The organism is Streptomyces sp. NPDC028928 (assembly GCF_055564915.1).
The window spans coordinates 45956-71040 of sequence record NZ_JBVHVI010000016.1 but is presented as its reverse complement, the minus strand read 5'-3'; the positions used below and the strand labels follow the sequence as shown (position 1 = coordinate 71040).

Genomic DNA, 25085 nt, shown 5'->3' with positions numbered 1-25085 from the left:
CGTCGGCCGTCCGTTCCGGGGGGAACGCCATGACCTTTCAGCTGCCGGTCACCCTTCAGCTGCCCGTCCTGCTCGCCGCGCTCGTCTTCCTCGCCGTCTACGCCGGGGTCGTCCTGCCCGCCGTGTGGTCCCGCCGGCCGGCCCGGCGCACCGCGGCGCTCAGGGTGCTCGACCGGCTTCTGGGGGCGCTGCGGCGCCGGCGGCGGGGGTGATCAGGGGCGGGCGGCCGGCTCCGTGAGGTCGATCAGGCGGCACACCGTCTCGATGTCTATCTTCACCTGGGCGATCGAGGCGCGGCCCGACAGCCAGGTGACGAGGGCCGAGTGCCAGGTGTGCTCGATGACCCGGACCGCGGAGAGCTGCTCGGCGGTCGGCTCCGCCAGGCCCATCGCGTCCAGGATGATCGCGGTCGTCTGCCGGGAGACCTGGTCGACCTCCGGGGAGACGCTGCGGTCGGCGAAGGTCAGCGCGCGGACCATCGCGTCGGCCAGATGCGGCTCGCGCTGCAGGGCCCGGAAGGCCCGCATCAGGGTCTCCGCGACGCGCTCGGCCGCCGTGTCGCCCGCGGGCGGCTTCTTGCGCAGGGTGCCGTGCATGTGCTCCAGCTGGTCCTGCATGGTGGCGACCAGCAGATGCACCTTGGACGGGAAGTAGCGGTACAGCGTGCCGAGCGCCACCTGGGAGGACTCGGCGACCTCGCGCATCTGTACGGCGTCGAACCCGCCCCGGCTGGCCAGTTGGGCGCTGGCGTGCAGGATCCTGCGCCGGCGGGCCTCCTGCCGCTCGGTGAGAGGTGGAGAGGCCGGACGCGAGGTGCTGGCTTCCGCAGGCATGGATCCCGTTCCGTGACAGTCGGTGAGGGTGTCTGTAGGGCTCGTGATCGGACAGCATGGCAGGGCCGCGCGTCGTGGCGCGAATCACCTGATCCACTGCTCACAGCGCCCCTACCTGCCGGTAGATTCAGAGCCTCTTGAACGATCAAGTCTGAAACTTGTTCTAGATTAGCGTCCCGTCGTAGTCTCGCGGGACAGTGCAGGCAGAAGGGGGCACGGAGTGACCGCTGAGGCCCGGGAAGCGGGTGCCGGCCAGGAACCCGCTGCCGACGGCGAGCGACCGCTCGACATCGCGCTCCTCACCTATAAGGGGAACCCGTTCTGCGGGGGCCAGGGCGTCTACGTACGACACCTCTCGCGCGAGCTGGCCCGCCTCGGCCACCGCGTCGAGGTCATCGGCTCGCAGCCGTACCCCGTCCTCGACGAGGGCTACCCGCGCCTCACCCTCACCGAGCTGCCCAGCCTCGACCTCTACCGCCAGCCCGACCCCTTCCGCACCCCGAAGCGGGACGAGTACCGGGACTGGATCGACGCTCTCGAAGTGGCCACCATGTGGACCGGCGGCTTCCCCGAGCCGCTGACCTTCTCGCTGCGCGCCCGCCACCATCTGCGCGCCCGACGCGGCGAGTTCGACGTCGTCCACGACAACCAGACCCTCGGCTACGGCCTGCTGGGCGACATCGGCGCGCCCCTGGTCACCACGATCCACCACCCGATCACCGTGGACCGGCAGCTGGAGCTGGACGCCGCCGACACCTGGCAGCGCCGCTACTCGGTGCGCCGCTGGTACGCCTTCACCCGCATGCAGAAGCGCGTCGCCCGCCGGCTGCCCTCCGTGCTCACCGTCTCCGGCAGCTCCCGCCAGGAGATCGTGGACCACCTCGGCGTCCGCGGCGACCGCGTCCACGTCGTCCACATCGGCGCCGACACCGACCTGTTCGCGCCGAATCCGGCCGTGCCCGAGGTGCCGGGCCGGATCGTCACCACCTCCAGCGCGGACGTGCCGCTGAAGGGGCTGGTGTTCCTCGTGGAGGCGCTCGCCAAGGTGCGCACCGAGCACCCCGCCGCGCACCTCGTCGTCGTCGGCAAGCGCCCGCAGGAGGGGCCGGTCGCGCAGGCGATCGAGCGGTACGGCCTCGAAGGCGCCGTCGAGTTCGTGAAGGGCATCTCCGACGCCGAGCTGGTCGACCTGATCCGCTCCGCCGAGGTGGCCTGCGTGCCCTCGCTGTACGAGGGCTTCTCGCTGCCCGCCGCCGAGGCCATGGCCACCGGCACCCCGCTGGTCGCCACCACCGGCGGCGCGATCCCCGAGGTCGCGGGGCGCGACGGCGAGACCTGTCTGGCCGTGCCGCCCGGCGACGCGGGCGCGCTGGCCGCCGGGCTCGGCCGGCTGCTGGGGGACCGTGAGCTGCGGGTGCGGCTCGGCCGGGCGGGCCGGGAGCGGGTGCTGGAGAAGTTCACCTGGGCCCGCGCCGCCGAGGGCACCGTGGCCCACTACCGCGAGGCCATCGCCCGCTCGGCGGGCCCCACCCGCACGGCCCGCTCCGCGGGCCCCAGCCGCTCCGCGGCAGGCGACAGCCGCTCCGCGGCCCCGATCCCCGGCCGCTCCGCGGCCTCGGCAAGTGTTGCAGGCGTCTCCTCCGAAAGCAGGGCCACGTGCTGACCGTCGACTTCTCCCGGTTCCCGCTCGCCCCGGGCGACCGTGTCCTGGACCTCGGCTGCGGAGCCGGCCGGCACGCCTTCGAGTGCTACCGGCGCGGCGCCCAGGTCGTGGCCCTGGACCAGAACGGCGAGGAGATCCGCGAGGTCGCCAAGTGGTTCGCGGCGATGAAGGAGGCCGGCGAGGCACCGCAGGGCGCCACCGCCACGGCGATGGAGGGCGACGCCCTCGCCCTGCCCTTCCCCGACGAGTCCTTCGACGTCGTCATCATCTCCGAGGTGATGGAGCACATCCCCGACGACAAGGGCGTGCTCGCGGAGATGGTGCGCGTCCTCAGGCCGGGCGGGCGCATCGCGATCACCGTGCCGCGCTACGGCCCGGAGAAGGTCTGCTGGGCGCTGTCCGACGCCTACCACGAGGTCGAGGGCGGCCACATCCGCATCTACAAGGCCGACGAGCTGGTCGCGAAGATCCGCGAGGCGGGCCTGAAGCCGTACGGCAGCCACCACGCGCACGCGCTGCACTCGCCGTACTGGTGGCTGAAGTGCGCGTTCGGCGTCGACAACGACAAGGCGCTGCCGGTGCGGGCGTACCACAAGCTGCTGGTCTGGGACATCATGAAGAAGCCGCTCGCCACCCGGGTCGCCGAGCAGGCGCTCAACCCGCTGATCGGCAAGAGCTTCGTGGTCTACGCGACCAAGCCGCACCTGCCGCGTCTCGCCGAGACGGAGACCGAGACCGAGACCGAGACCTCCGAGGCGGCCACCCGGTGACGACTCCCCGGACAGAACACCTCGTCCTGCCCGGGGTCCTCACCGCCGAGCAGGCCGCCGCGACCGTCGCCGGCATCCTCGCCGTGCAGCGGGAGGACGGGGCGATCCCGTGGTTCCGCGGGCACCACCTCGACCCGTGGGACCACACCGAGGCCGCCATGGCCCTGGACGCGGCCGGTGAGCACGAGGCCGCCGAGCGGGCGTACAACTGGCTCGCCCGGCACCAGAACGAGGACGGGTCCTGGTACGCCGCCTATGCCGACGGCGCCCACGACGACGTCACCGACCGCGCCCGCGAGTCCAACTTCGTCGCCTACATAGCCGTCGGCGTCTGGCACCACTACCTGTCCACGGGCGACGACACGTTCCTGGACCGGATGTGGCCGACGGTCTACGCGGCCGTCGAGTGGGTGCTGCGGCTCCAGCAGCCCGGCGGGCAGATCGGCTGGCGCCGCGAGGACGACGGCACGCCGACGGCGGACGCCCTGCTCACCGGCAGCTCCTCCATCCACCACGCCCTGCGCTGCGCGCTCGCCATCGCCGAGCAGCGCGAGGAGCCGCAGCCGGACTGGGAGTTGGCGGCCGGGGCGCTGCGGCACGCGATCCGCCGCCACCCCGAGCGCTTCCTGGACAAGGACCGCTACTCGATGGACTGGTACTACCCGGTCCTCGGCGGCGCGCTGACGGGCGCGGAGGCCAAGGCCCGCATCGAGGAGTCCTGGGACCGCTTCGTCGTCCCTGGCTTCGGCGTGCGCTGCGTGGTGCCCAACCCGTGGGTGACCGGCGGCGAGTCCAGCGAACTCGCCCTGGCCCTGTGGGCGGTGGGCGAGTCCGACCGGGCCCTGGAGATCCTCCAGTCCATCCAGCACCTGCGGGACCCGGACAGCGGCCTGTACTGGACCGGCTACGTCTTCGACGACGACGCCGTCTGGCCCCGCGAGCTGACCACCTGGACGGCGGGCTCCCTCCTCCTGGCCGTGGCGGCGCTGGGCGGCCACGAGGCCACCTGCGCGGTCTTCGGCGGCGAACACCTGCCGACGGGCCTGGACCCGGACTGCTGCGCGTGACCCACGCCCCGGCCGGCGCCGCTCAGTGGCGGTGCATCCGGTTGGCTATGGCGTGGCCGACGAACAGGTAGACGACGGCGGCGAGGCCGTACCCGGCGACGACCCGGGCCCAGGCCTCGTCGAACGTGAAGAGGTCGTGGGACCAGCCGGCCAGCCAGGAGGCCGCGTCGTGGACGAACTGGACCAGGCTGTTGGCCCGGTTGGCGTCCAGCAGGTACATCAGAATCCACAGGCCGAGGATCAGCGCCATGATGTCGGCGACGACCGCGATCACGGTCCCGGCCTGATTCGCGCCGTTGCGATATCGAGGGGACATGCCTTTCGAATTGCCGCGAGGCGGACCGTGAAACCCGGACGCGACCCGGACCGGACCCCGAGGGGACCCGGGTGGAGCCCGGACGCGCCACCCGGACGGCGTCGCCCGGGTGGCGCATCCGGCCGGCCCGGGTGAGGCTGCCGGAGGAAGCAGACCGCTCGGGGAGGACACGCCCGGAGGACCTCGTGCCCGTACCGATACGGCGCCTCGTCGTGGCGCTCACCCTGTGCTGTGCGCTGGTGGCCGGAGCCACGGCCTGCGGCAGCGAGACGAGCAGCGCGAAGACCAGCACGAAGAGCAGCACGACGAGCACTGCGAACGACACCGCGGCCGCCCGGGCCGAGGCCGCCGCCGACACGCCCAGCCCGACCACCTCCGCGCAACGCCAGAAGTTCGCCAAGACCCGCTTCGTGGCGAACGCGGGCCTCGCCGCCGGCGCGGTCTACCAGTGGATCGTGAAGCCCTGGAAGGCCGGCACGTTCAAGAAGGGCGCCAAGGGCCGCAGGGTGGCCCTGGTCAAGGCCGGCCTCGCCGGCGCCTTCGCCTACAACCGGCTCAAGGCGGCCCAGCGCAACGCCCAGGGCGACCCGACCCTGTCCAAGGCCCTCGCACCGCTCGGCGCCGGCATCGACGCCCTGAAGAACCTGCCGTCCAAGCTCCGCAAGGGCGACGAGAACGCGGCGAGTTCGTTCGACGACGTCATCGGTCAGGTCAAGGACGCGGGGCACAGCGCCGGCGCCCCGGTCAAGGAGCAGGTGCCCTCCGCCTCCCAGCTGTCCAAGGGCTAGGAGTTCAGCTCGGCCAGCACCCGCAGGCTGTGCGGGTCCGGTGACAGGGCCAGCAGGTCCGTCACCGGGCCCTCGCGCCACAACTCCAGCCGCTCGGCGATGCGTTCGCGCGGGCCGACCAGGGAGATCTCGTCGGCGAAGGCGTCCGGCACGGCCAGCACGGCCTCCTCCCGGCGCCCGGCGAGGAACAGCTCCTGGATCCGCCGCGCCTCGGCCTCGTAACCCATGCGGGCCATCAGGTCGGCGTGGAAGTTGCGGGCCGCGTGCCCCATCCCGCCGATGTAGAAACCGAGCATGGCCTTCACGGGCAGCAGCCCCTCGGTCACGTCGTCGCACACCTTCACCCGGGCCATCGGCGCCACCAGGAAGCCCTCGGGCAACTCCCGCACCACGTCCCCGTACACCTCGGGCCTGCTCGGGGCCCAGTACAGCGGCAGCCAGCCGTCGGCGATCCGGGCCGTCTGGGCGACCATCCGCGGGCCTTCGGCGCCCAGGAGGACGGGGAGATCGCGCAGCGGGTGGGTGATCGGCTTGAGCGGTTTGCCGAGACCGGTGCCGTCCGGGCCCCGGTAGGGGAGGGGATGGAACCGCCCGTCCACCTCCACCGGCGCCTCCCGTCGCAGCACCTGCCGTACGACGTCCACGTACTCCCGGGTCGCGGTCAGCGGCGACTTCGGGAACGGACGGCCGTACCAGCCCTCCACCACCTGCGGCCCGGAGAGCCCGAGCCCGAGCAGCACCCGCCCGCCGGAGAGGTGGTCCAGGGTGAGCGCGTGCATCGCGGTGGCGGCCGGTGACCGGGCGGCCATCTGGGCAACCGCCGTACCCAGCCCGATCCTTGAGGTCTGCGCGGCGATCCAGGTCAGCGGGGTGAAGGCGTCCGAGCCCCAGGACTCCGCCGTCCACACCGAGTCGTAGCCGAGCCGCTCCGCCTCCCGGGCGAGCGGCACATGACCGGCGTCCGGACCGCGTCCCCAGTACCCGAGTGCGAGACCGAGCCGCATACACCTGCCTCCTGACGCATTGTCAGATATCAGCGGTGCAGGCGACTGTACGACAACGGCCCCCCGCCCGGAAGGGCGAGGGGCCGGTGCGGTACGGCGGTACGGCTCAGCCGCGCTGGATGCCCGAGGTGTCCTGGAGCACGCCACGGCGGCCGTCCTGGGTCTGCGCGACCAGCGCGGCACCGCGCTGCTCGACCGCCAGGTACCAGGTACCCGGCGCCAGTTCGGCGATCGGCGTCGGCGAGCCGTCCTCCGCGAACAGCGGACGGGCCACCGGCACGGCGAACCAGAACGGCGAGAAGTCCGCGGCCGGAGCCTGCGCCGCCGGCGCACCCGGAGCGGGGGCCTGGGCGGCCGGCGGCTGCTGGCCGAACGGCTGGCCCGGCTGCGGCTGCGCGCCGTACGGCTGCTGCGGCTGGGCACCCGGGTAGCCGTAACCACCGGGCGGCTGCGCGCCGTAGGGCTGCGGGGCGACCGGCTTGGCGGCCGGCACCAGGGGGGCCTGGAGGGCGGGCACGAGCGGCGTGGCGATGGCCCCCGCGGCCAGCACCAGAGCGGCGATGAGGCCCAGGATGAGTCCGGAGCCGGCATCGACCTTGAACAGCTCGTTCTCGTCCAGGGCGCCCAGCGGGTCGATGATCGTCCAGAACGACGTCCACGCAGCCAGGAGCGTGAAGGCGACGCCGACCTGGCCCAGGTCGAGGCCGGCGACCTTGCGCGGTTGCGGAAGGGCACGGGCGACGACGATCAGGACCGCGCCGACGATGCCGCCGACATACATGCTCATCACCAGGCCGAGGTTGTCCCAGGCGTTGGGGATGTCGCTGCCGTCGCTGTCGAACGTGTCGAGGAACGACGCGATGAACAGCACCACCGCTGCTCCGATCACCACGCCGTCGCCTCTAGTGAGGGAGCGGATATTCACTTCAGGTCCTTCGTAGGTCGTCTCGTCGTCGGTAGACACTACCGTCCGCAAGATCCGGCTGTCCGGCCGGTTCCGCCCGCCGTCAGGACCGACGCAGGAAACTCACGATTCCCTCAGAGATTCCTTGCGCCGCCTTCTGCCGCCAGGCTCCGCTGGTCAGCAGTGCCGCGTCCTTGCTATCGCGCATGTTGCCGCACTCGATGAACACCTTGGGAACCGTTGACAGATTGAGACCGCCCAGGTCCGTACGCGTGACGAGACCGGTACCTTCGCCCAGGTAGTTGGAGGGCGGCTCGCCGGTCTCGCGGAGGAAGTTGCCCGCGATGCGCACCCCGAGGTCGTGGGACGGGCCGACGATGGGACGGGTGTCGGCGGCACCGGCGTGCACCGATCCCGGCAGGATGACGTGGAAGCCGCGGTTGCCGGGGGCCGAGCCGTCGGCGTGGATCGAGATCGCCGCGTCCGCGCGCGCGGTGTTGCCGATCCGGGCCCGCTCGTCCACGCACGGCCCCCAGGCCGGGCTGTCCCCGTCGCGGGTCAGCTTCACGGTCGCGCCCTGCTGCTCCAGGAGCGTGCGCAGCCGGTGGGCGACGTCCAGGCTGAACTCCGCCTCGGTGTAACCGCCGTTGGTGGACGTCCCGGTGGTGTCGCACTCCTTGCGGTTGGTGCCGATGTCCACCTGGCGGTCGATCTCGGCCGTGTGCCGGAAGTTGCCCGGGTTGTGCCCGGGGTCGATGACGACGACCTTTCCCTTCAGCGGGCCGGAGCCGCCCGGCCGGGCGGAGGGCGAACCGGACACCTTGCCGTCGTCACCGGGGGAGGCGTCCCGGGAGGCGTCCGGGGAGTGGTCCGGGGAAGCGGACGAGGAGGCGCCCGGCGCGGAGGACGAGGAGGCGCTGGAGGCCGGCGCGGGGGACGCCGTACGGACCTCGGCATCCGAACCGCCGCCGCCCACCGCCTCGTACACCAGCCAGCCGAGCAGCGCACCGGGCACCAGCGCGGCGAGCGCCACGGTCAGCGGGCCGCGGCGGGGCCGACGCTGCTGCGGGGGATCGAAGTCCGGTCCTGTGTACGACACGTCTGCGACTCTAACCGCGGCCTCAGATCCCCGCTCCCGTTCGCCGCAGGACACGCAGCGAGCCGGTCGCCGAGACCTCCGTGAACGCCCCGGAAGCAAGGGCCCGCAGGTACACCCGGTACGGCGCCTGGCCCGTGAACTCGTCCTCCGGATGGGGGAAGACGTCGTGGATCACCAGCAGCCCGCCCTCGGCCACGTGCGGCGCCCAGCCCTCGTAGTCGGCGCCGGCGTGCTCGTCGGTGTGGCCGCCGTCGATGAAGACGAAGGCGAGCGGGGAGTTCCAGATGGCCGCGATCTGCGGGGAGCGGCCCACGAGGGCGACGACGTGCTCCTCCAGGCCCGCCTTGTGCAGCGTGCGCCGGAAGGTGGGGAGCGTGTCCATCAGGCCGATCTCGGGGTCGACCGTCTCCGGGTCGTGGTAGTCCCAGCCGGGCTGCTGCTCCTCGCTGCCCCGGTGGTGGTCGACGGTCAGCGCGGTGACCCCGGCCGTGCGGGCCGCGTCGGCCAGCAGGATCGTGGAGCGCCCGCAGTAGGTCCCGACCTCCAGCACCGGCAGCCCGAGCCGGCCGGCGGTGACGGCGGCGTCGTAGAGGGCGAGCCCCTCGTCGACGGGCATGAACCCCTTCGCCGCCTCGAACGCGGCCAGGATCTCGGGCTGGGGAGCGGCGGGCATGGGGCGCCTTTCGGTCGTACGGCAATCAGAGCGCCCATGCTGCCGCACCCCCGGTCACCTGGGTGACAGGGGGTGCGTACAGCGGGGCCGGGGCAGCCCGTCAGGCGTTCACGGTCTCGCCCGGCAGCGAAAGATCCAGATCGACGGCCCGCTCCTCACCGGAATGGCTGGCCGATGAGGCCGACGGCCCGTGGCCGGAGGCCCGCGCGGCCAGTACGTACGCCCCCCGCGCCGGCACGGCAAGCGCATACGTGCCGTCCTCGTCGGAGACGGTCGCACCGGCCTGCCGCCCCCGGCGGTCGATCAGGGTGACCTTGGCCCGGGCGACGGGCGCGCCGCCGGCGTCCAGGACCCGCCCCCGGAACCCCCGCAGCACCTCCTCGGCCCGCTCCAGGTTGGCGTCCTCCTCGCTGCTCGCCCGCAGCTGCGTGTGCCGCGGGCCCGGCCGCGAGGCCTTCGGCAGGAAGAGCGCCAGCAGCAGGCCCACGGCCACCGCGGCGGTGGCGATGAGGAAGGAGACCCGGAAGCCGTGCATGGTCGGGATCTCGACGCCGCCCACGTCGTTCGCGGTGTTGGCCAGCACCATGCCGATGACGGCGCTGGACACCGACGTACCGATGGACCGCATCAGGGTGTTCAGACCGTTGGCCGCGCCGGTCTCCGAGGCCGGGACCGCGCCGACGATCAGCGCGGGGAGCGAGGAGTAGGCGAGGCCGATGCCGGCGCCGAGGACCACGGACGTGACGACCGTCTGCCAGGCCGCGTCCATCAGGCCGAGGCCGCCGCCGTAGCCGATCGCGATGACCAGCAGACCGATGATCAGGGTGACCTTGGGGCCGTAGCGGGCGGACAGACGGGCGTAGACCGGTGCCGTGAACATCATCGTCAGGCCCAGCGGGGCCACGCACAGGCCGGCGACGACCATGGACCGGCCGAGGCCGTAGCCGGTCGCCTCCGGCAGCTGGAGGAGCTGCGGCAGGACGAGCGAGACGACGTAGAACGCGACGCCGACCATGATCGACGCGAGGTTGGTGAAGAGGACGGCCGGGCGTGCGGTGGTGCGCAGGTCGACCAGGGGTGCCGCGACGCGCAGCTCGTACAGGCCCCACAGCACGAGGACGGCGACGGACCCGGCGAACAGGCCGAGCGTCGTACCCGACGACCAGCCCCAGTCGCTGCCCTTGGTGATGGGCAGCAGGAGCAGCACCAGGCCGGTGGACAGGCCCAGCGCGCCGAGCAGGTCGAAGGAGCCCTCGGCGCGCATCGGGGACTCCGGTACGGCCAGGAGGGTGAGGACGATGGCGAGCGCGCCGAGGCCGGCGGCGCCGTAGAACAGGGCGTGCCAGTCCGCGTGCTGCGCGACCAGGGCGGCGGCGGGCAGCGCGAGGCCGCCGCCGACGCCGATCGAGGAGCTCATCAGGGCCATGGCCGAGCCGAGCTTCTCGCGGGGCAGCATGCCGCGCATCAGGCCGATGCCGAGCGGGATCGCGCCCATGGCGAAGCCCTGCAGGGTACGGCCCACGATCATGAGGAGCAGCTGGCTGGTGACCGCGCTGACCAGGGCACCGACCACCATCACGGTGAGGCTGAGGATCAGCATGCGGCGCTTGCCGTAGAGGTCGCCGAGCCGGCCCATGATGGGGGTGGCGACGGCGCCGGACAGCAGCGTCGAGGTGAGTACCCAGGTGGCGTTGCTGGGGGCGGTGTCCAGGAGCTGCGGCAGGTCCTTGATGACCGGCACGAGCAGCGTCTGCATCACCGCGACCACGATGCCCGCGAACGCGAGCACGGGGACCACGGCGCCGCCCGCTCTCGGGGTGGGCTGGTCGGTCGTCGTGTCTGGCATGGGGTGAGGCCTTCCGCGTGTCATAAGTGCCGGGTAAACCTCGTATGCACAGGCAACTATTCCGTTGCTTCGGGCCTCTAACGAATTCTTGACCGATTCATGGGTTTCTGACCGGGTGTCACGGGCTGTCGGCGACGTGGGGGACTCTGGCCTGGCCTGTCCTCTCCTGGCCTGTCCTGGCCGAGCCGGGCCGGGCCGGAAAAATCTTCGGGTTCTGCGGACGGGACGGGGCAACGGTCCGGGCGGCCCATGGACTCCTTTAGACATCTAGGAGGTGCCCATGGGGGACGGGAAGCAGACTCGGAACGAGGAGTTCCAGAGCTTCGTGGTCGGCCGCTGGCCGCGGTTGATGCGTACGGCATTTCTCCTCACGGGGGAGCAGCACGCCGCCGAGGACCTGGTCCAGTCGACGCTCGAACAGGTCTATGTGGCCTGGCGCCGGGTCGGCGGCGCGGACGACCCGGAGGCGTACGTACGGCGCGTGATGATCAACGCGCACGCGCGCAGACACCGACGGAGGCTCAGGGAGTTCCTGGCGCCGAAGGACGACTCCGGCCTGGTGCGCGAGGTGGCCGACACCGGCGACCGGATCGCCCAGGCCGACGACCGCAGTGCCCTGCTCACGGCGCTCGCGCAACTGCCCGCCCGGCAGCGGGAGGCGGTCGTGCTGCGCTACTGGGAGGACCTGACGGAGACACAGGCGGCGGAGGCGATGGGCTGCTCGGTCGGCACGGTGAAGAGCAACGCGGCCAAGGGGATCGCGAAACTCCGCGCCATACCGGGACTGGCCGACATGGTGACGCACGGAGGGCGGAAGTGATGAGCGCGGACCGGGAGAACCACGACATGACACAGACGGACATCGCCCTCCTGCTCGCGGACGCGGCGGACGAGGTCGAGATCGGTATAGCCCCGGTCCAGGCCGTCATCCGCGGCGGCCGGCGCCGCAAGGCGCGGCGCTGGGCGGTGGCGGCGGCCACGGCCCTGGTGCTGGCGGGATCCACGGGGGCCACGCTGGCCTTCGCCGGGCTGCCCGGCGGGGCCGACCGGAAGGCGAGCGTGGCCGCACCGTCCTCGCCGGAGTCGCGGCATGTGTACCGGCCGCAGCGCACCCGGCTGGCGAGCGGGGTCGACCAGGGCCGGCCGTGGCGGGTGGAGCTGTCGGTATGGGGGGCGCCGCGGGACGACGCGGAGGCGTCCAGACAGCTGGCGGCGATGAAGGACTTCGGTATCGGGACCGGGGCACGGCCCGAGCGCGCCACCCTCGTGGGCCGGACGTCCTACTACGCGAGCCTCTACCTGGGCGACGAGGCCCGCCCCAGAGTGCTCCTCTTCGACACCGTCGAGAAGTGGGAGCGCATGGCGGGCCGGGACATCGTGTTCGCCGCGCTGCCGATGGCGGAGCCGGGCACCACCGGCCCCGACCGCCTCGTGGTGGGCCGGGTCGCCAGGACCGCCCAGCAGGTCAAGTGCACCTGGCAGGGCGGCATGAGCAGGGTGGAGCTGCCCGGGGAGGCCGCGGGGTCACCGGTGAAATGGTTCGTGTGCCTGGGGCCGGAGGGGCGGAGCAACGAGACGGCGGAGGTGATCCAGTGATCCGGGGGCGTGCCGGTGCGGCCGGCCCGGCTCAGAGCCAGCCCTGCTGCCGGGCCTCCCGCACCGCCTCGGCCCGGTTGCGGGTGCCGGTCTTGCCGATCGCGGAGGAGAGGTAGTTGCGGACGGTCGACTCGGACAGGTGCAGCTTGCCGGCGATGTCGGCGACGGTCGCCCCGTCCACCGACGCCTGCAGCACCTCGCACTCGCGGGCCGTCAGCGGATTGGGTCCGGCGCTGAGCGCGGCGGCGGCCAGCGCCGGATCGACCACGGTCTCCCCGGTGAGCACCCGCCGGATCGCCGCCGCCAGTTCCTCCACCGGCCCGTCCTTGACGAGGAAGCCCGCCGCTCCGGCCTCCATGGCCCGGCGCAGATAGCCCGGCCGGCCGAAGGTGGTGAGGATCAGCACCCGGCAGTCGGGCGCCTGGTCCCTCAGCTCGGCCGCCGCGTCCAGCCCGCTCATGCCCGGAAGTTCGATGTCCAGCAGGGCCACGTCCGGCCGGTGCATGAGCACGGCGTCCACGATGCCGTTCCCCGCGCCCAGCTGGGCCACGACCTCGATGTCCTTCTCCATGCCGAGCAGCAGGGCGAGAGCGCCACGCATCATGCCCTGGTCCTCGGCGAGCAGCACCCGGATGCACTTCGCGGGCCGGTGGTCCCGGGGCATCTCGTTCATGGGGCCAGCGTACGGCGGGGGTGCTGCGGGGGCGGGGGTTGCGCCGGGGTTCCGCTGTCGCGTCCACCAGGACACCGGCACCTGTGGGCCGGCACGGAGGTGCGGCAACTGTCCTGCCGGGAGAGATGGTTCGGCGCCGGGCCGTAATTCCCTACCGTGGTGGCCGGAAAGGGCGGAGACTCGGTCCCATGGCTGACATGGGGGCGTTCCGGGAGGCGGTCACCGCGTGGGCGGGCGGTGGCTCCGGGGATCCCGCGCGGGAGCTGGCCGGGCGGCTGTCCGTCCGCGTGGTCGTGCTGCTCGAAGGGTTGAGCGATGCCGCGGCGGTGGATGCGCTGGCCGAGGGCCGTGGCCGGGACCTGGCGGCCGAAGGGGTCTGCGTGCTGCCGATGGGCGGGGCGATGAACGTCGGTCGCTTCGCGAGCCTCCTCGGGCCGTCCGGACTGGGGCTGCGGCTCACGGGGCTGTGTGACGAGAGGGAGCGCGGTTACTACGCCCGTGGCTGGGAGCGGGCCGGTGCGGCACCGCACGGGTTCTTCGTCTGTGCGGCGGACCTGGAGGACGAGCTGATCCGCGCGCTGGGTGTGCCCCGGGTGGAGGAGCTGGTCCGGGCGGAGGGTGATCTGCGGGCCCTGCGGACGTTCCTGCGCCAGCCCGCGCAGCAGGGCCGTCCCGCGGAGCAGCAGGTGCGGCGCTTCCTCGGCACGAAGAAGGGGCGGAAGATCCGTTACGGCCGCGTCCTCGTCGAGGCGCTCGACCCCGACCGCGTCCCCGCTCCGCTCGACGGGCTGCTGGCCGGCCTGTAAAGACTCGGCATGGTCCGTTGCGGCGGGGGTTGACGGTGCTCGGCGGGCCCCAAACAATCACCCCTGCGTTTCTCGCCGTTCCCGCCCCATTTCGCAGGTGAATGAGTTCGGTATGTCGGTCGAACGTTGTTCGGGATATCGGACGATGGCAGGCCTCGCCCCACGACGAACCCGAGGTGCACCGTGCTGTTGAGAACCCCCCGCGCACGCCGAACCCTTCGCGCACGCCGAACCCCCCGCGCACTCCTCTCCTTCCTCGCCGTCTGCGCCACCCTCGCCGCGCTGTTCCTCGGCGCCGGAGCGCCCCCGGCCGCCGCCGCGAGTTCGCTGCCCTGCGACCTCTACGCCGCCGCCGGTACGCCCTGCGTCGCCGCGCACAGCCTGGTCCGGGCGCTCTACGCGTCGTACAACGGGCCGCTGTACCAGGTGCAGCGCGCCAAGGACGGGGCGAAGACGAACATCGGTCTGCTGTCCGCCGGCGGGTACGCCGACGCCGCCGCCCAGGACTCCTTCTGTTCCGGCACGACCTGCATCACCACCGAGATCTACGACCAGTCCCCGCGCCACAACGACCTCACGATCGAGGGCGCCGGCGGGGCCGGGGCCGCCGATGTGGGGGCGCCCGCGGACGCCCTGCCGGTGACCGCCGGCGGCCACCAGGTCTACGGCCTGGAGATCTCCGCCGGCATGGGCTACCGGGACAACTCCACCTCGGGCGTGGCCGTGAACGGGCAGGCCGAGGGGATGTACATGGTGACCTCGGGCACGCACGTCAACAACCGCTGCTGCTTCGACTACGGCAACGCCGAGACCAACAACATGGACACCGGCAACGGCCACATGGACGCCATCAACTTCGGTACCGAGTGCTGGTTCTCACCCTGCTACGGGCAGGGGCCGTGGGTGCAGGCCGACCTGGAGAACGGGCTGTTCCAGTCCGACGCCGGCTACAGCAAGAACACCGCCAACACCGGGGCCGGACCGCTTCCTTTCGTCACCGCGCTGCTCAAGAACAACGGCCAGAACCATTTCGCGCTGAAATACGGAAACGCCCGGTCGGGCGGGCTGACGACCACCTATTCCGGGGGCGAGCCGACCGCGGGCGGGTACGCGCCGATGCACCAGGAGGGCGCGATCGTCCTCGGCACCGGCGGTGACAACAGCAACGGTTCCATCGGCTCCTTCTTCGAGGGCGCGATGACCGCCGGCATCCCGACCGACGCCGCCGACGACGCGGTCCAGGCCGGCATCGTCTCCGTCGGCTACGGCGGCCCGACCGGCAGCACCGGCACGCTGACCCCCGGCTCGGAGATCTCCCTGCGCGCCACGACCTCCTGCTGCACCAGCGGCTACGTCCGCCACCAGAACGACGCTGCCGCCATCTCCACGGTGACGTCGAGCAGTTCGTCCCTGGACAAGAACGACGCCACCTGGATCGTCCGCCGCGGGCTCGCCGACAGCTCCTGCGTTTCCTTCGAGTCCCGGAACTACCCCGGTGACTTCCTGCGCCACTACGACTACCGGGTCTACCGGCAGCCGATGGACGGCACCGCCCGGTTCCGGGCCGACGCCACCTTCTGCCCGGGGACCGACAAGAGCGGCACCGGCACGTCGTTCGCCTCGTACAACTACCCGACGAGGTATCTGCGCCACTACGACCACACCCTCTACATAGCGAGCAACGGCGGAAGCAACGCCTTCGACAGCGCCACGTCCTGGACGGACGACGTCAGCTGGGCGGTCACAGCGCCCTGGGCGCCGTAGCCGCCGACGGCACCGGTCCGTCACCGCCGGCCGGGAGGTCGGCGGTGACCGTGAAGCCGCCGCGCGGTGCCGGGCCGGCCGTGAGGGAGCCGCCCGCCGCCGCGAGGCGCTCGGCCAGCCCCTTCAGCCCGGTACCGCCCACACCCCCGCCGGTGAAGGTGCCGGTGCCCGTGCCGTTGTCCGTGACCGTCAGCCGGACCCGTTCGGCCGCCCCCGTCACGGTGATCTCGCAGCGGCTCGCGCCGCTGTGCCGGACGACGTTGGTGACCGCTTCCCGCACCACCCAGCCGAGCAGCGCCTCGGTCTGCGGGTCGAGCGGCGCCCCGGACTGGCGGACCACCGCCCGCACGCTCGCCGCGGACAGCGCCGACCGGGCCCGGGTCAGTTCGGTGGCCAGGCTGCCCTCCCGGTAGCCGGTCACCGCCTCCCGGATCTCGGTGAGCGCCTGCCGGCCCACCGACTCGATGTCCGAGATCTGTGCCAGCGCCGCGTCCAGATCACGCGGGGCCAGCCGGCGGGCCGCCTCCGACTTCACCACGACCACCGACAGCGTGTGCCCGAGCAGATCGTGCAGATCCCGGGAGAACCGCAGCCGCTCCTGCTCCACCGCGCTCCGGGCCAGCTCCTCGCGGGCGGCCCGCAGTTCCCGCACCGCCTCGGACAGGCTGAGGATCGCGGCGGTCACCATGGCGGAGATGAAGGTGCCGTAGCCGATGCTGGTCGCGTCCTCCCAGCCGTCCTGGACGGCGGTGACGGCACCGGCGTACACCGCCAGCAGGATGCCGGTGCGGCCGAGCCACGGCCCGCGCAGGACGGCGCCGGTGGCCAGGCCCAGCAGTGGGAAGAACATCAGCCAGCTGCCGCCGTAGCCGAGGGCCAGGCCCGTGGTCAGCAGGCCCATCAGGCCCAGCGCCACCCGGGTGGACGCCGACTCCCGCCTGGCCCGGTCGAAGGCGCGGAAGGTGACGTAGATGTAGAGGGAGTTGAAGGCCAGCAGGCCCAGACCGCCGATCCACGGGTCCGGGGTCCGGCCCTGGAGCAGGTTGGAGAAGGAGCCCATGCCCATCAGCAGCCAGGGCAGCAGGGCGAAGCCGGTGGGCGGCGGGCCCGGATGGTCGGCGGCGGCGGAGTCCGCACCGCTGTGCCTGGCCGCCTCGGAGCGCCGCATCTGCGCCCGCCAGGCCAGCCGTTCCGACTGCCAGGCGGCCGTCCGGCAGCGCAGTCTCCGCCACCACGTCATCTCGGTGTCCCCCGTTCGAACCGTTCGTGTGTCCCCGCCCGGTCACGGCGGGGCAGCACAGCGTACGAATCGAACGGTACGGAACCGGGCCCGGCCCCGGCAGGGAGGCATGTACGGAGTCGGACGGTACAAATGTCACTGCCGAGCTGACGCAGCGTCAGGAGCCTTCACAACTGCGGAGCGCTCGGCTATACAGAGGGCGCCGGACTGGAACGCGTTCTAGGTCCGCACGTGGACGACCTCGGTGCGGCCGACGGTGCGGACGTCCGCACCGAGGTCTTGAGACCCGTCAGGAGCCCCATGCCCATCGACGCAGCCCAGGCACTCGCCGCCGAACCCCGGTCGGGAGAGATCTCCTGGACGCGCAAGGACGTCCTGCTCTACCACCTCGGCATCGGCGCGGGCGTCCCCGCCACCGACCCCGACGAGCTGCGCTACACCCTGGAGACCCGGCTGCACGTCCTGCCGAGCTTCGCCACCGTCGCGGGCGCCGGCTCGCCCGGGGTGATCAGCGGACTGTCCATGCCGGGCGTCGACGTCGACCTGGCCAAGGTCCTGCACGGCGGTCAGACGCTCACCCTGCACCGCCCCATCCCGGTCGAGGGCACCGCCACCGCCATCAGCCGTATCGCCGCCGTGTACGACAAGGGCAAGGCCGCCATCCTCGTCCTGCGCACGGAAGTCGCCGACACCGACGGCCCGTTGTGGACCAACGACGCGCAGATCTTCGTACGGGGAGAGGGCGGCTGGGGCGGCGACCGGGGGCCGTCCGCCCGGCCGGAGCCGCCCACCGGGGAGCCGGACCGGGTCGTCGAGCGGCGCCTGCGCGAGGACCAGGCGCTGCTCTACCGCCTGTCCGGCGACTGGAACCCCCTGCACGCCGACCCCGAGTTCGCCAAGCCCGCCGGCTTCGAACGCCCCATCCTGCACGGCCTGTGCACCTACGGCGTCACGCTCAAGGCGGTCGTGGACACCCTGCTCGGCGGGGACGTGAGCCGGGTGCGGTCGTACACCACGCGGTTCGCCGGGGTCGTGTACCCGGGGGAGACCCTGCGGATCCGCATGTGGGCCTCGGAAGCCTCCGCGCGGGTCGCCGTGAGCGCCGTCGAACGGGACGACGCGCCGGTCCTCGCCGACACCGTCGTCCAGCACTCCTGAGAGACCGCGAGTGACAGACCGCGGGTGACAGACCGCGGGTGACAGACCGCGAGTGACAGACCGCGAGGGGAGCCGCACCATGCGCGCAGCCGTACTGCACGAGATCGGCCAGGAAAAACTGGAGGTCCTCGACGACGTCGAGGCGGTGGGCTTCGGTCCCGGCAAGGTCAGGGTCCGGGTGCGCGCCACCGGGCTGTGCCACTCCGACCTGTCCGCGATGAGCGGGGTGCTGCCCCAGCCCGCCCCCTTCGTGCCCGGTCACGAGGGCGCCGGGGAGATCCTGGAGGTGGGGGACGGCGTACGGCACCTGAAGCCCGGGGACCGGGTCGTGCTGTGCTGGCTGCCGGCCTGCGGCGCCTGTCCGGCCTGCCGGCGCGGGCAGACCCAGCTCTGCCTGGCCGGGTTCATGAACGCGGGCACCCCCAACTTCCGGCGCTCCGGCGGCGACCTGTTCGGCTTCGCGGGCACCGGCACCTTCGCCGAGGAGGTCGTGGTCGACGCCGGCTGCGCCGTGCCCATCCCGGAGGACGTGCCCTTCGACATCGCCGCCCTCATCGGCTGCGGGGTGACCACCGGGCTCGGCGCCGCCCTCAACACCGCCGACGTGGCGGCCGGTTCGTCGGTCGCCGTCATCGGGTGCGGAGGCGTCGGCATCTCCGCCGTACAGGGGGCGCGGCTGAAGGGCGCCGCCGAGATCGTCGCCGTCGACCCGGTCGCCTCCCGGCGCGAGTCCGCCCTGAAGTTCGGCGCGACCAGGGCGGTTTCGCCGGAGGAGCTGGCCGACGCCAAGCAGCAGGTCACCGGCGGCGAGGGCTTCGACTACGTCTTCGAGGTCGTCGGCAGGTCCGCCACCGCCCGCACCGCCTACGAGAACACCCGGCGCGGCGGCACCCTCGTCGTGGTCGGTGCCGGCGCCATGGACGACTTCCTCCAGCTCAACATGTTCGAGCTGTTCTTCGACGAGAAACGCATCCTGCCCTCCATGTACGGCGGCGGCGACGTCCTGCGCTCCTACCAGCGCACGATCGCCCTGTGGCGGGCCGGCCGCGTCGACCTGGCGGGCCTGATCACCCACCGGGTGCCGCTCACGGAGATCAACGAGGCGCTGGACCAGATGCGCACCGGGACCGCCCTGCGCACCTGCATCGAGATCTGAGGACGGCGCATGTCACTGCCACTCGAGGGGCTCTCCGCGATCGTCACCGGCGCCGGGCGCGGGCTCGGCCGGGCCGAGGCCCTGGAACTCGCCCGGCTCGGCGCGGCCGTCGTCGTCAACGACTACGGGCAACCCGGCCGGGACGGCTCCGGCGCGGCGTCGGCGGGCCCGGCCGGGCAGGTCGCCGAGGAGATCCGTACGGCCGGCGGCACCGCCGTACCGCACACCGGAGACGTCGCCGACTTCCGGCAGGCCGGCGAGCTGGTCCGGCTGGCGGTCGAGGAGTTCGGCAAGCTGGACATCCTCGTCAACAACGCCGGCATCCTGCGCGACCGCATGGTCTTCTCCATGACGGAGGACGAGTGGGACTCCGTGATCCGGGTCCACCTCAAGGGACATTTCAACACCACCCACTTCGCCGCCGCGCACTGGCGGGAGCGGTCCAAGGCGGCCGGCGCGGCGGTGTACGGGCGGATCGTCAACACCTCCTCGGAGGCCTTCGTGGCCGGCTCCGCGGGCCAGCCCAACTACGCGGCGGCGAAAGGCGGGATCGTCGGCCTGACCACCTCCACCGCCCTCGCCCTCGGCAAGTACGGCGTCACGGCCAACGCCATCTGCCCGCGCGCCCGGACCCGGATGACCGAGGACGTCTTCGCGGGCCTGCGCGAACCGGAGGAGGGCCTGGACCCGCTGGCCCCCGCGCACGTCGCCCCGCTCGTCGGCTACCTGGCCTCGCCGGCCGCCGCCGGGATCAACGGCCAGCTGCTCGTCGTGCACGGCGGCATGGTGGCCGTACTCGAACGGCCGCGCGTGCAGGCCAAGTTCGACAGCAAGCAGGAGACCTTCAGCTACGACGAACTCGACGCGCTGCTCACCCCGTACTACGCCGGCCGGCCGGAGGGGGAGACGTTCGCGGCGGCGGAGGTGCTGGGGCTCAGGCGGGGGTAAGGCGAAGGGGGCGCTCGCCGAGCGAACGCCCCCTCTTCTTCACTGCCGTCAGGCAGCCGCCTCCGCCTTCTCCTGGACCGGCTTGCGGTGCCGGCCGTGCGGAGTCGACTCACTCTCGTGGGCCGCGACCGGGCCCCGGTGCCGACCGTGGCCGGCGGTCTCGTAAGAGTCGGCAGACAGCTGCTCAGTCGTGCTGGTGTCGCTCATCGGACGTATTCACCCCGTCAACATGATCTTTCGTACAGCCGGGCGAGTGTAACCGGCGCACCACGGTGCGAATCCAGGCGCACACGCCAACCGCCACTAGTTCGTTACAAGACGTCCCAGAGGGGCCTGCTGCAACGGCACGGGACGGGTCATCACCGGCACCGGAGGCTCCGGTTCCACCGGCGGAAGGTCGGGTTCCACCAGCGCCGGATCCGCTTCGGCCGCCGCCGGATCCGTTACCGCCACCGGAGGATCCGCGTCCGCCACCGGACGATCCGGTTCCGTCGCCGCCGTCACATCAGACACGGCGGTCACCTCGGACACCGGCACGTCAGCCACGGGCGACACGTCAGCCACGAGTGACACATCAGCCACGGGTGACACATCAGACACGGCCGACACCCCGCACGGCGTCGTCTCCGTGGCGTACGGCAGCCGCAGCACCCCGTCCCGCGTCCACACCCCGGCCCCCGCCAGCCAGCCCTCGGGTGCCGCGAGGTGGCGGACCCGGCGTTCGGCCGGCCGCCAGGTGCCCACCCAGGTGCCGAACGCGCCGTCGATCCTGAGGCCCACGGCGCAGTTCTCCGGCATCAGCACCTGCCCGGGCTGGATCGCGAACGGGGTCACCGCGCACTCCGTCACCCGCAGGCACTCCGGGAACCGCACCGGCAGGGTGCTGCCGAGCACTCCCCAGCCCAATCGTTCCTGCCCGGGGGAGGGTGCGTCGGAGGAGATCAGCAGCAGGCCGCTGTCCGGGTCGGCCAGCAGCAGCCGGTCGTCGCTGCCGTCCGCGATCTGCAGCAGCGGCGAGACCTCCCCGCGCTCCAGGTCCACCACGACCGTCTTGGTGCGCCCGCCCAGCTCCCGGTCGAGCGCCAGCATCCGCCCGGCGCCGTCCAGCCAGACCCCGCCCGAGCAGCGCCCCGGCACCTCGGCGAGCCGCTCGGGTCCGAACGCCCCGCCCGCCACCAGCCACACCACGCTGCAGCGCGGCCCGACCGCGAGCGCGTACGCCCGGACGCCCCCCGGCGCCGGCGGCAGCAGGGTGAGCCGGGTACCGGGCTCCGGGCACTCCACCGCGCCCAGCGGCAGCTCGCCGGTGCCGGGACCGGTCGGGTACAGCAGCGAGAAGGCGTGCCGCCCGGCCACCAGCCGGTGGATCAGCACCCGCCCGTCACCCATCGGCTGCACCTCGGTGCCGGGCTCCTCGGGCTGGTTGCCGGGCAGCGGTACGGCGTACGGCTCCGGGCCGTCCAGGGTCCAGCGCTCCGGGAACCAGGAGTCACCGTCCCGCGCGAGCCGGGCGGCGTACGCGCCGTCCGCCGTGATCACACACCCCGCCTCCGGCACGCCGTCGGCTCCCTCCGTGGACGGGGATTCGATCGCACAGGCCGTCATCGTTCGGTCACCTCCGGCGACGAAGCTAGTTTTCGCACGCACAGGCGGGGGAGCGGCCATCTGCGGCTTCACACGTACGGGTGGTGCAGAACCGATTCGCCTGAGGAAACCGGGGCGTGTGTGCTGACCGGGGTCAGACCGGACGCATGCGGTACAGCCCCGCCGAACAGCCAGGTAGCCTTGGGCCGTGCCCCGTCTGTCTGAAGTCATCGCCGCGCTGGAGAACCTGTGGCCCGCCGAGTGGGCCGAGTCCTGGGACGCGGTCGGCACGGTGGTGGGCGACCCCGGCCAGGAGGTCACCCGGGTGCTGTTCGCCGTCGACCCCGTGCAGGAGATCGTCGACGAGGCCGTGAAACTCGGCGCCGACCTGCTGGTCACCCACCACCCGCTCTATCTGCGCGGTACGACCACGGTCGCGGCCACGCACTTCAAGGGCCGGGTCGTGCACACGCTGATCAAGAACGACATCGCGCTGCACGTCGCCCACACCAACGCCGACACCGCCGACCCGGGTGTCTCCGACGCCCTCGCCGGAGCCCTCGACCTGCGGGTCGTACGCCCCCTCGTGCCGGACCCGGCCGACCCGCACGGCTGCCGGGGCCTCGGCCGCGTCTGCGAACTCGACCACCCGCTCACCGTCCGCGAGCTGGCCGCCCGCGCCGCCGAGCGGCTGCCCGCCACCGCGCAGGGCATCCGGGTGGCCGGCGACCCCGAGGCCGTCGTCCGCACGGTCGCCGTCAGCGGCGGCTCCGGCGACAGCCTCTTCGACCAGGTCCGCGCGGCCGGCGTCGACGCCTTCCTCACCGCCGACCTGCGCCACCACCCGGCCTCCGAGGCGGTGGCCCACAGCCCCCTCGCGCTGCTCGACGCGGCGCACTGGGCCACCGAGTGGCCCTGGTGCGAGCTGGCCGCGAGCCAGCTCGACGAGATCTCCGACCGCCACGGCTGGGACCTCCGCGTCCACGTGTCCAAGACGGTCACCGACCCCTGGACCGCCCACGCGGCGTCCACCACCTCTAGCTAAACAGGAGCCCCCAACTGAACGCCGCGCCCGCCGACCAGATCCGACTCCTCGACGTCCAGGACCTCGACGTCCGCCTGCAGCAGCTCGCGCACAAGCGGAGGTCCCTGCCGGAGCACGCCGAGATCGAGTCGCTGACGAAGGACCTCACGCAGCTGCGCGACCTGCTCGTGGCCGCGCAGACCGAGGAGAGCGACTGCGCCCGCGAGCAGACCAAGGCCGAGCAGGACGTCGACCAGGTGCGCCAGCGCGCCGCCCGCGACCAGCAGCGCCTGGACTCCGGCGCGGTCTCCTCGCCGAAGGACCTGTCCAACCTCCAGCACGAGATCGCCTCCCTCGCCAAGCGGCAGGGCGACCTGGAGGACGTCGTCCTGGAGGTCATGGAGCGCCGCGAGGCCGCGCAGGAGCGGGTGAACGAGCTGACCGAGCGGGTCGGCTCCGTCCAGTCGAAGATCGACGACGCGACCGGTCGGCGGGACGCGGCGTTCGAGCAGATCGACACCGAGGTCGCCTCGGTCACCAAGGAGCGCGAGGTCGTGGCGGCGTCCGTCCCCGCGGACCTGCTGAAGCTCTACGACAAGCTGCGCGCGCAGCAGGGCGGGATCGGCGCGGCCAAGCTGTACGCCCGCACCTGCCAGGGCTGCCGGCAGGAACTGGCCATCACCGAGCTGAACGAGATCCGCTCGGCGGCGCCGGACACGGTGGTCCGCTGCGAGAACTGCCGCCGCATCCTGGTGCGTACGGCCGAGTCGGGTCTGTAGGGGACGTTGGGGGCTCTGGGCGTGCGGGAGTTCATCGTCGAGGCCGACGGCGGGTCGCGGGGCAACCCCGGGCCCGCGGGCTACGGGGCCGTGGTCCGTGACGTGGCGACGGGCCAGACACTGGCGGAGGCGGCCGAGTACATCGGCGTCGCCACGAACAACGTCGCCGAGTACCGCGGTCTCCTGGCCGGCCTGCGCGCCGCCCACGCCCTCGACGCCACGGCGACGGTGCACGTCCGCATGGACTCCAAGCTCGTCGTCGAGCAGATGTCGGGCCGCTGGAAGATCAAACACCCCGCGATGAAGCCCCTGGCGACCGAGGCCCGCTCCGTGTTCGCGCCGGACCAGGTCACCTACGAGTGGATCCCGCGGGAGCAGAACAAACACGCCGACCGCCTGGCCAACGAGGCGATGGACGCGGGCGCGAAGGGCCGGCAGTGGTCCCCGTCCGAGTCCAGGGCGGCCCTGGACACACCGCCCGCCGTCCCCGAGCCGTCGGGCCCGCCCGGGGACGCGGCGGCGGGCGCGGCGAAGGCCCGCGCGGCGCTGGCGGAGGGCCGGCCGGCCGGTCAGGTGAAGCCGGTGGCCGCTCCGGCCGAGGACGACGTCGAGGCGGAAGCGGTACGCGAGACGGAGGCCGCCGCAGCGGCGCCCGCCGGCGAGCAGCGCCTGACGGCCCCCAGCGAGCAGCAGCTCTCCAGCGCCCCCGGCTGGAGCGCCGCCCCGGACCTCGGCGCTCCCGCCACCCTCGTCCTGCTCCGGCACGGCGAAACCCCCCTCACCCCCCAGAAGCGCTTCTCCGGGAGCGGCGGCACCGACCCCTCCCTCTCCGCCGCCGGCCGCGAGCAGGCTCACCGAGTCGCGGAGGCACTCGCCAGGCGCGGCACGATCCAGGCGATCGTGGCCTCCCCTCTCGCCCGGACCCGCGAGACCGCGGAGATCGTCGCCGCCCGCCTGGGCCTGGACGTGACGGTCGAAGGCGGCCTGCGGGAGACGGACTTCGGCGCCTGGGAGGGCCTGACCTTCGGCGAGGTCCGTGAGCGCTACCCGGACGACCTGAACGCCTGGCTCGCCGACCCGGAGGCCCACCCCACCGGCGGCGGCGAGAGCTTCGCCGAGACGGCCACCCGGATCGCCGCCACGCGGGACAAGCTGGTCGCGGCGTACGCGGGCCGTACGGTCCTGCTGGTCACGCACGTCACCCCGATCAAGACCCTCGTCCGCCTCGCCCTCGGCGCCCCGCCCACGTCGCTGTTCCGGATGGAGCTCTCGGCGGCCTCCCTGTCGGCGGTGGCCTACTACGCGGACGGCAACGCGAGCGTGCGGCTCTTCAACGACACGTCCCACCTGCGCCCCTGACCCGGCCGGGCCGTGGCCCGCGCCGGTTCCGCGTT

General features: G+C 72.7%; 26 protein-coding genes. 15 read left to right on the top strand and 11 right to left on the bottom strand.

Annotated elements, in window-relative coordinates; translation table 11 throughout:
• Positions 1-29: 29 nt before the first annotated feature.
• Entirely contained in the window at positions 30-212 is a 183-nt protein-coding gene (locus tag ACZ4U1_RS32990; RefSeq protein ID WP_467907841.1) for a hypothetical protein, read from the top strand.
• Here ACZ4U1_RS32990 and ACZ4U1_RS32985 read toward each other — a convergent pair whose 3' ends face one another.
• Positions 213-833 (bottom strand): TetR family transcriptional regulator, encoded by a 621-nt coding sequence (locus ACZ4U1_RS32985; protein WP_467907840.1) that lies wholly within the window; start codon positions 831-833, stop codon positions 213-215. It abuts the gene before it with no gap.
• A gap of 220 nt (positions 834-1053) precedes the next feature.
• Here ACZ4U1_RS32985 and ACZ4U1_RS32980 point away from each other — a divergent pair, with 220 nt between their 5' ends.
• Genes ACZ4U1_RS32980 through ACZ4U1_RS32970 form a run of 3 tightly spaced genes read left to right on the top strand, consistent with a single transcriptional unit; the run spans position 1054 to position 4333 of the window.
• Positions 1054-2496, top strand: a complete 1443-nt coding sequence (locus ACZ4U1_RS32980) for a glycosyltransferase family 4 protein (RefSeq protein ID WP_467907839.1) — start codon at positions 1054-1056, stop codon at positions 2494-2496.
• Positions 2490-3266, top strand: coding sequence for a class I SAM-dependent methyltransferase (locus ACZ4U1_RS32975; RefSeq protein WP_467907838.1), 777 nt, complete (start codon positions 2490-2492; stop codon positions 3264-3266). Before ACZ4U1_RS32980 ends, ACZ4U1_RS32975 begins: the two co-directional genes overlap by 7 nt.
• Complete coding sequence (locus tag ACZ4U1_RS32970; protein ID WP_467907837.1) at positions 3263-4333, top strand: prenyltransferase; 1071 nt, start codon at positions 3263-3265, stop codon at positions 4331-4333. The genes ACZ4U1_RS32975 and ACZ4U1_RS32970 overlap by 4 nt, the downstream gene beginning before the upstream one ends.
• A 22-nt stretch (positions 4334-4355) precedes the next feature.
• Here the strand turns inward: ACZ4U1_RS32970 and ACZ4U1_RS32965 are convergent, their stop codons facing one another.
• The gene (locus ACZ4U1_RS32965; protein WP_014672411.1) at positions 4356-4649 is read right to left on the bottom strand and encodes a hypothetical protein; all 294 of its coding nucleotides are present in this window, start codon (positions 4647-4649) and stop codon (positions 4356-4358) included.
• A 185-nt stretch (positions 4650-4834) separates the two neighbouring features.
• On the opposite strand from ACZ4U1_RS32965, the gene ACZ4U1_RS32960 reads away from it, so the two are divergent.
• Positions 4835-5437, top strand: a complete 603-nt coding sequence (locus ACZ4U1_RS32960) for a hypothetical protein (protein ID WP_467907836.1) — start codon at positions 4835-4837, stop codon at positions 5435-5437.
• On the opposite strand, the gene ACZ4U1_RS32955 is transcribed toward ACZ4U1_RS32960, so the two are convergent.
• The 5 genes from ACZ4U1_RS32955 to ACZ4U1_RS32935 form a co-directional block, all read right to left on the bottom strand.
• Positions 5434-6441: an LLM class F420-dependent oxidoreductase gene (locus ACZ4U1_RS32955; RefSeq protein ID WP_467907835.1), complete on the bottom strand. Its 1008-nt coding sequence runs from the start codon at positions 6439-6441 to the stop codon at positions 5434-5436. The genes ACZ4U1_RS32960 and ACZ4U1_RS32955 overlap by 4 nt on opposite strands.
• 106 nt (positions 6442-6547) lie before the next feature.
• On the bottom strand, positions 6548-7366 hold the full coding sequence (locus ACZ4U1_RS32950) for a hypothetical protein (RefSeq protein ID WP_467907833.1): 819 nt from the start codon (positions 7364-7366) through the stop codon (positions 6548-6550).
• A gap of 82 nt (positions 7367-7448) precedes the next feature.
• Complete coding sequence (locus tag ACZ4U1_RS32945; RefSeq protein ID WP_467907832.1) at positions 7449-8444, bottom strand: N-acetylmuramoyl-L-alanine amidase; 996 nt, start codon at positions 8442-8444, stop codon at positions 7449-7451.
• Between the two features lie 22 nt (positions 8445-8466).
• The gene (locus tag ACZ4U1_RS32940) at positions 8467-9117 is read right to left on the bottom strand and encodes a class I SAM-dependent methyltransferase (RefSeq protein WP_467907831.1); all 651 of its coding nucleotides are present in this window, start codon (positions 9115-9117) and stop codon (positions 8467-8469) included.
• Positions 9118-9217: 100 nt separating this feature from the next.
• Complete coding sequence (locus tag ACZ4U1_RS32935) at positions 9218-10963, bottom strand: MFS transporter (RefSeq protein WP_467907830.1); 1746 nt, start codon at positions 10961-10963, stop codon at positions 9218-9220.
• A 280-nt stretch (positions 10964-11243) separates the two neighbouring features.
• Between ACZ4U1_RS32935 and ACZ4U1_RS32930 the strand changes: the two genes are divergently transcribed.
• Positions 11244-11783 (top strand): SigE family RNA polymerase sigma factor, encoded by a 540-nt coding sequence (locus tag ACZ4U1_RS32930; protein WP_467907829.1) that lies wholly within the window; start codon positions 11244-11246, stop codon positions 11781-11783.
• Entirely contained in the window at positions 11783-12559 is a 777-nt protein-coding gene (locus tag ACZ4U1_RS32925) for a hypothetical protein (protein WP_467907828.1), read from the top strand. The genes ACZ4U1_RS32930 and ACZ4U1_RS32925 overlap by 1 nt, the downstream gene beginning before the upstream one ends.
• 31 nt (positions 12560-12590) lie before the next feature.
• Here ACZ4U1_RS32925 and ACZ4U1_RS32920 read toward each other — a convergent pair whose 3' ends face one another.
• On the bottom strand, positions 12591-13232 hold the full coding sequence (locus tag ACZ4U1_RS32920; RefSeq protein ID WP_467907827.1) for a response regulator: 642 nt from the start codon (positions 13230-13232) through the stop codon (positions 12591-12593).
• Positions 13233-13420: 188 nt separating this feature from the next.
• Between ACZ4U1_RS32920 and ACZ4U1_RS32915 the strand changes: the two genes are divergently transcribed.
• Together ACZ4U1_RS32915 and ACZ4U1_RS32910 are read left to right on the top strand one after the other, a co-directional pair.
• Entirely contained in the window at positions 13421-14038 is a 618-nt protein-coding gene (locus ACZ4U1_RS32915) for a TOPRIM nucleotidyl transferase/hydrolase domain-containing protein (RefSeq protein WP_467907826.1), read from the top strand.
• 183 nt (positions 14039-14221) lie between these two features.
• A complete protein-coding gene (locus ACZ4U1_RS32910) occupies positions 14222-15802 on the top strand; it encodes an alpha-L-arabinofuranosidase B (protein WP_467907825.1) in 1581 nt (526 codons plus the stop codon).
• Here the strand turns inward: ACZ4U1_RS32910 and ACZ4U1_RS32905 are convergent.
• Positions 15780-17042 carry a sensor histidine kinase gene (locus ACZ4U1_RS32905; protein WP_467907824.1) on the bottom strand — a complete coding sequence of 421 codons (1263 nt, stop codon included), beginning with the start codon at positions 17040-17042 and terminating at the stop codon, positions 15780-15782. The two genes, ACZ4U1_RS32910 and ACZ4U1_RS32905, sit on opposite strands and share 23 nt — an antisense overlap.
• Positions 17043-17342: 300 nt before the next feature.
• Here ACZ4U1_RS32905 and ACZ4U1_RS32900 point away from each other — a divergent pair, with 300 nt between their 5' ends.
• The 3 genes from ACZ4U1_RS32900 (at position 17343) to ACZ4U1_RS32890 (ending at position 20304) form a co-directional block, all read left to right on the top strand.
• Complete coding sequence (locus ACZ4U1_RS32900; RefSeq protein ID WP_467907823.1) at positions 17343-18200, top strand: MaoC/PaaZ C-terminal domain-containing protein; 858 nt, start codon at positions 17343-17345, stop codon at positions 18198-18200.
• Between the two features lie 79 nt (positions 18201-18279).
• Positions 18280-19356 carry a Zn-dependent alcohol dehydrogenase gene (locus ACZ4U1_RS32895; RefSeq protein ID WP_467907822.1) on the top strand — a complete coding sequence of 359 codons (1077 nt, stop codon included), beginning with the start codon at positions 18280-18282 and terminating at the stop codon, positions 19354-19356.
• A gap of 9 nt (positions 19357-19365) precedes the next feature.
• Positions 19366-20304, top strand: coding sequence for a 3-oxoacyl-ACP reductase (locus ACZ4U1_RS32890; protein WP_467907821.1), 939 nt, complete (start codon positions 19366-19368; stop codon positions 20302-20304).
• A gap of 48 nt (positions 20305-20352) precedes the next feature.
• On the opposite strand, the gene ACZ4U1_RS32885 is transcribed toward ACZ4U1_RS32890, so the two are convergent.
• Together ACZ4U1_RS32885 and ACZ4U1_RS32880 are read right to left on the bottom strand one after the other, a co-directional pair.
• A complete protein-coding gene (locus ACZ4U1_RS32885) occupies positions 20353-20511 on the bottom strand; it encodes a hypothetical protein (protein WP_467907820.1) in 159 nt (52 codons plus the stop codon).
• Positions 20512-20607: 96 nt separating this feature from the next.
• Entirely contained in the window at positions 20608-21909 is a 1302-nt protein-coding gene (locus ACZ4U1_RS32880; protein WP_467907819.1) for a hypothetical protein, read from the bottom strand.
• Between the two features lie 187 nt (positions 21910-22096).
• Between ACZ4U1_RS32880 and ACZ4U1_RS32875 the strand changes: the two genes are divergently transcribed.
• From ACZ4U1_RS32875 to ACZ4U1_RS32865, 3 genes are all read left to right on the top strand, one after another.
• Entirely contained in the window at positions 22097-22933 is an 837-nt protein-coding gene (locus ACZ4U1_RS32875) for a Nif3-like dinuclear metal center hexameric protein (protein WP_467907818.1), read from the top strand.
• A gap of 74 nt (positions 22934-23007) precedes the next feature.
• Entirely contained in the window at positions 23008-23691 is a 684-nt protein-coding gene (locus tag ACZ4U1_RS32870; RefSeq protein WP_467907930.1) for a zinc ribbon domain-containing protein, read from the top strand.
• 21 nt (positions 23692-23712) lie between these two features.
• Complete coding sequence (locus ACZ4U1_RS32865; protein ID WP_467907817.1) at positions 23713-25050, top strand: bifunctional RNase H/acid phosphatase; 1338 nt, start codon at positions 23713-23715, stop codon at positions 25048-25050.
• Positions 25051-25085 lie beyond the last annotated feature (35 nt).

What these genes read in the sequence shown, in the direction of transcription:
- ACZ4U1_RS32965 (WP_014672411.1), bottom strand. Translation starts at nt 4,649, where the DNA reads ATGTCCCCTCGATATCGCAACGGCGCGAATCAGGCCGGGACCGTGATC.
- ACZ4U1_RS32990 (WP_467907841.1), top strand. Translation starts at nt 30, where the DNA reads ATGACCTTTCAGCTGCCGGTCACCCTTCAGCTGCCCGTCCTGCTCGCC.
- ACZ4U1_RS32880 (WP_467907819.1), bottom strand. Translation starts at nt 21,909, where the DNA reads ATGACGGCCTGTGCGATCGAATCCCCGTCCACGGAGGGAGCCGACGGC.
- ACZ4U1_RS32905 (WP_467907824.1), bottom strand. Translation starts at nt 17,042, where the DNA reads ATGACGTGGTGGCGGAGACTGCGCTGCCGGACGGCCGCCTGGCAGTCG.
- ACZ4U1_RS32890 (WP_467907821.1), top strand. Translation starts at nt 19,366, where the DNA reads ATGTCACTGCCACTCGAGGGGCTCTCCGCGATCGTCACCGGCGCCGGG.
- ACZ4U1_RS32900 (WP_467907823.1), top strand. Translation starts at nt 17,343, where the DNA reads ATGCCCATCGACGCAGCCCAGGCACTCGCCGCCGAACCCCGGTCGGGA.
- ACZ4U1_RS32925 (WP_467907828.1), top strand. Translation starts at nt 11,783, where the DNA reads ATGAGCGCGGACCGGGAGAACCACGACATGACACAGACGGACATCGCC.
- ACZ4U1_RS32985 (WP_467907840.1), bottom strand. Translation starts at nt 833, where the DNA reads ATGCCTGCGGAAGCCAGCACCTCGCGTCCGGCCTCTCCACCTCTCACC.
- ACZ4U1_RS32955 (WP_467907835.1), bottom strand. Translation starts at nt 6,441, where the DNA reads ATGCGGCTCGGTCTCGCACTCGGGTACTGGGGACGCGGTCCGGACGCC.
- ACZ4U1_RS32920 (WP_467907827.1), bottom strand. Translation starts at nt 13,232, where the DNA reads ATGAACGAGATGCCCCGGGACCACCGGCCCGCGAAGTGCATCCGGGTG.
- ACZ4U1_RS32885 (WP_467907820.1), bottom strand. Translation starts at nt 20,511, where the DNA reads ATGAGCGACACCAGCACGACTGAGCAGCTGTCTGCCGACTCTTACGAG.
- ACZ4U1_RS32935 (WP_467907830.1), bottom strand. Translation starts at nt 10,963, where the DNA reads ATGCCAGACACGACGACCGACCAGCCCACCCCGAGAGCGGGCGGCGCC.
- ACZ4U1_RS32940 (WP_467907831.1), bottom strand. Translation starts at nt 9,117, where the DNA reads ATGCCCGCCGCTCCCCAGCCCGAGATCCTGGCCGCGTTCGAGGCGGCG.
- ACZ4U1_RS32915 (WP_467907826.1), top strand. Translation starts at nt 13,421, where the DNA reads ATGGCTGACATGGGGGCGTTCCGGGAGGCGGTCACCGCGTGGGCGGGC.
- ACZ4U1_RS32895 (WP_467907822.1), top strand. Translation starts at nt 18,280, where the DNA reads ATGCGCGCAGCCGTACTGCACGAGATCGGCCAGGAAAAACTGGAGGTC.
- ACZ4U1_RS32930 (WP_467907829.1), top strand. Translation starts at nt 11,244, where the DNA reads ATGGGGGACGGGAAGCAGACTCGGAACGAGGAGTTCCAGAGCTTCGTG.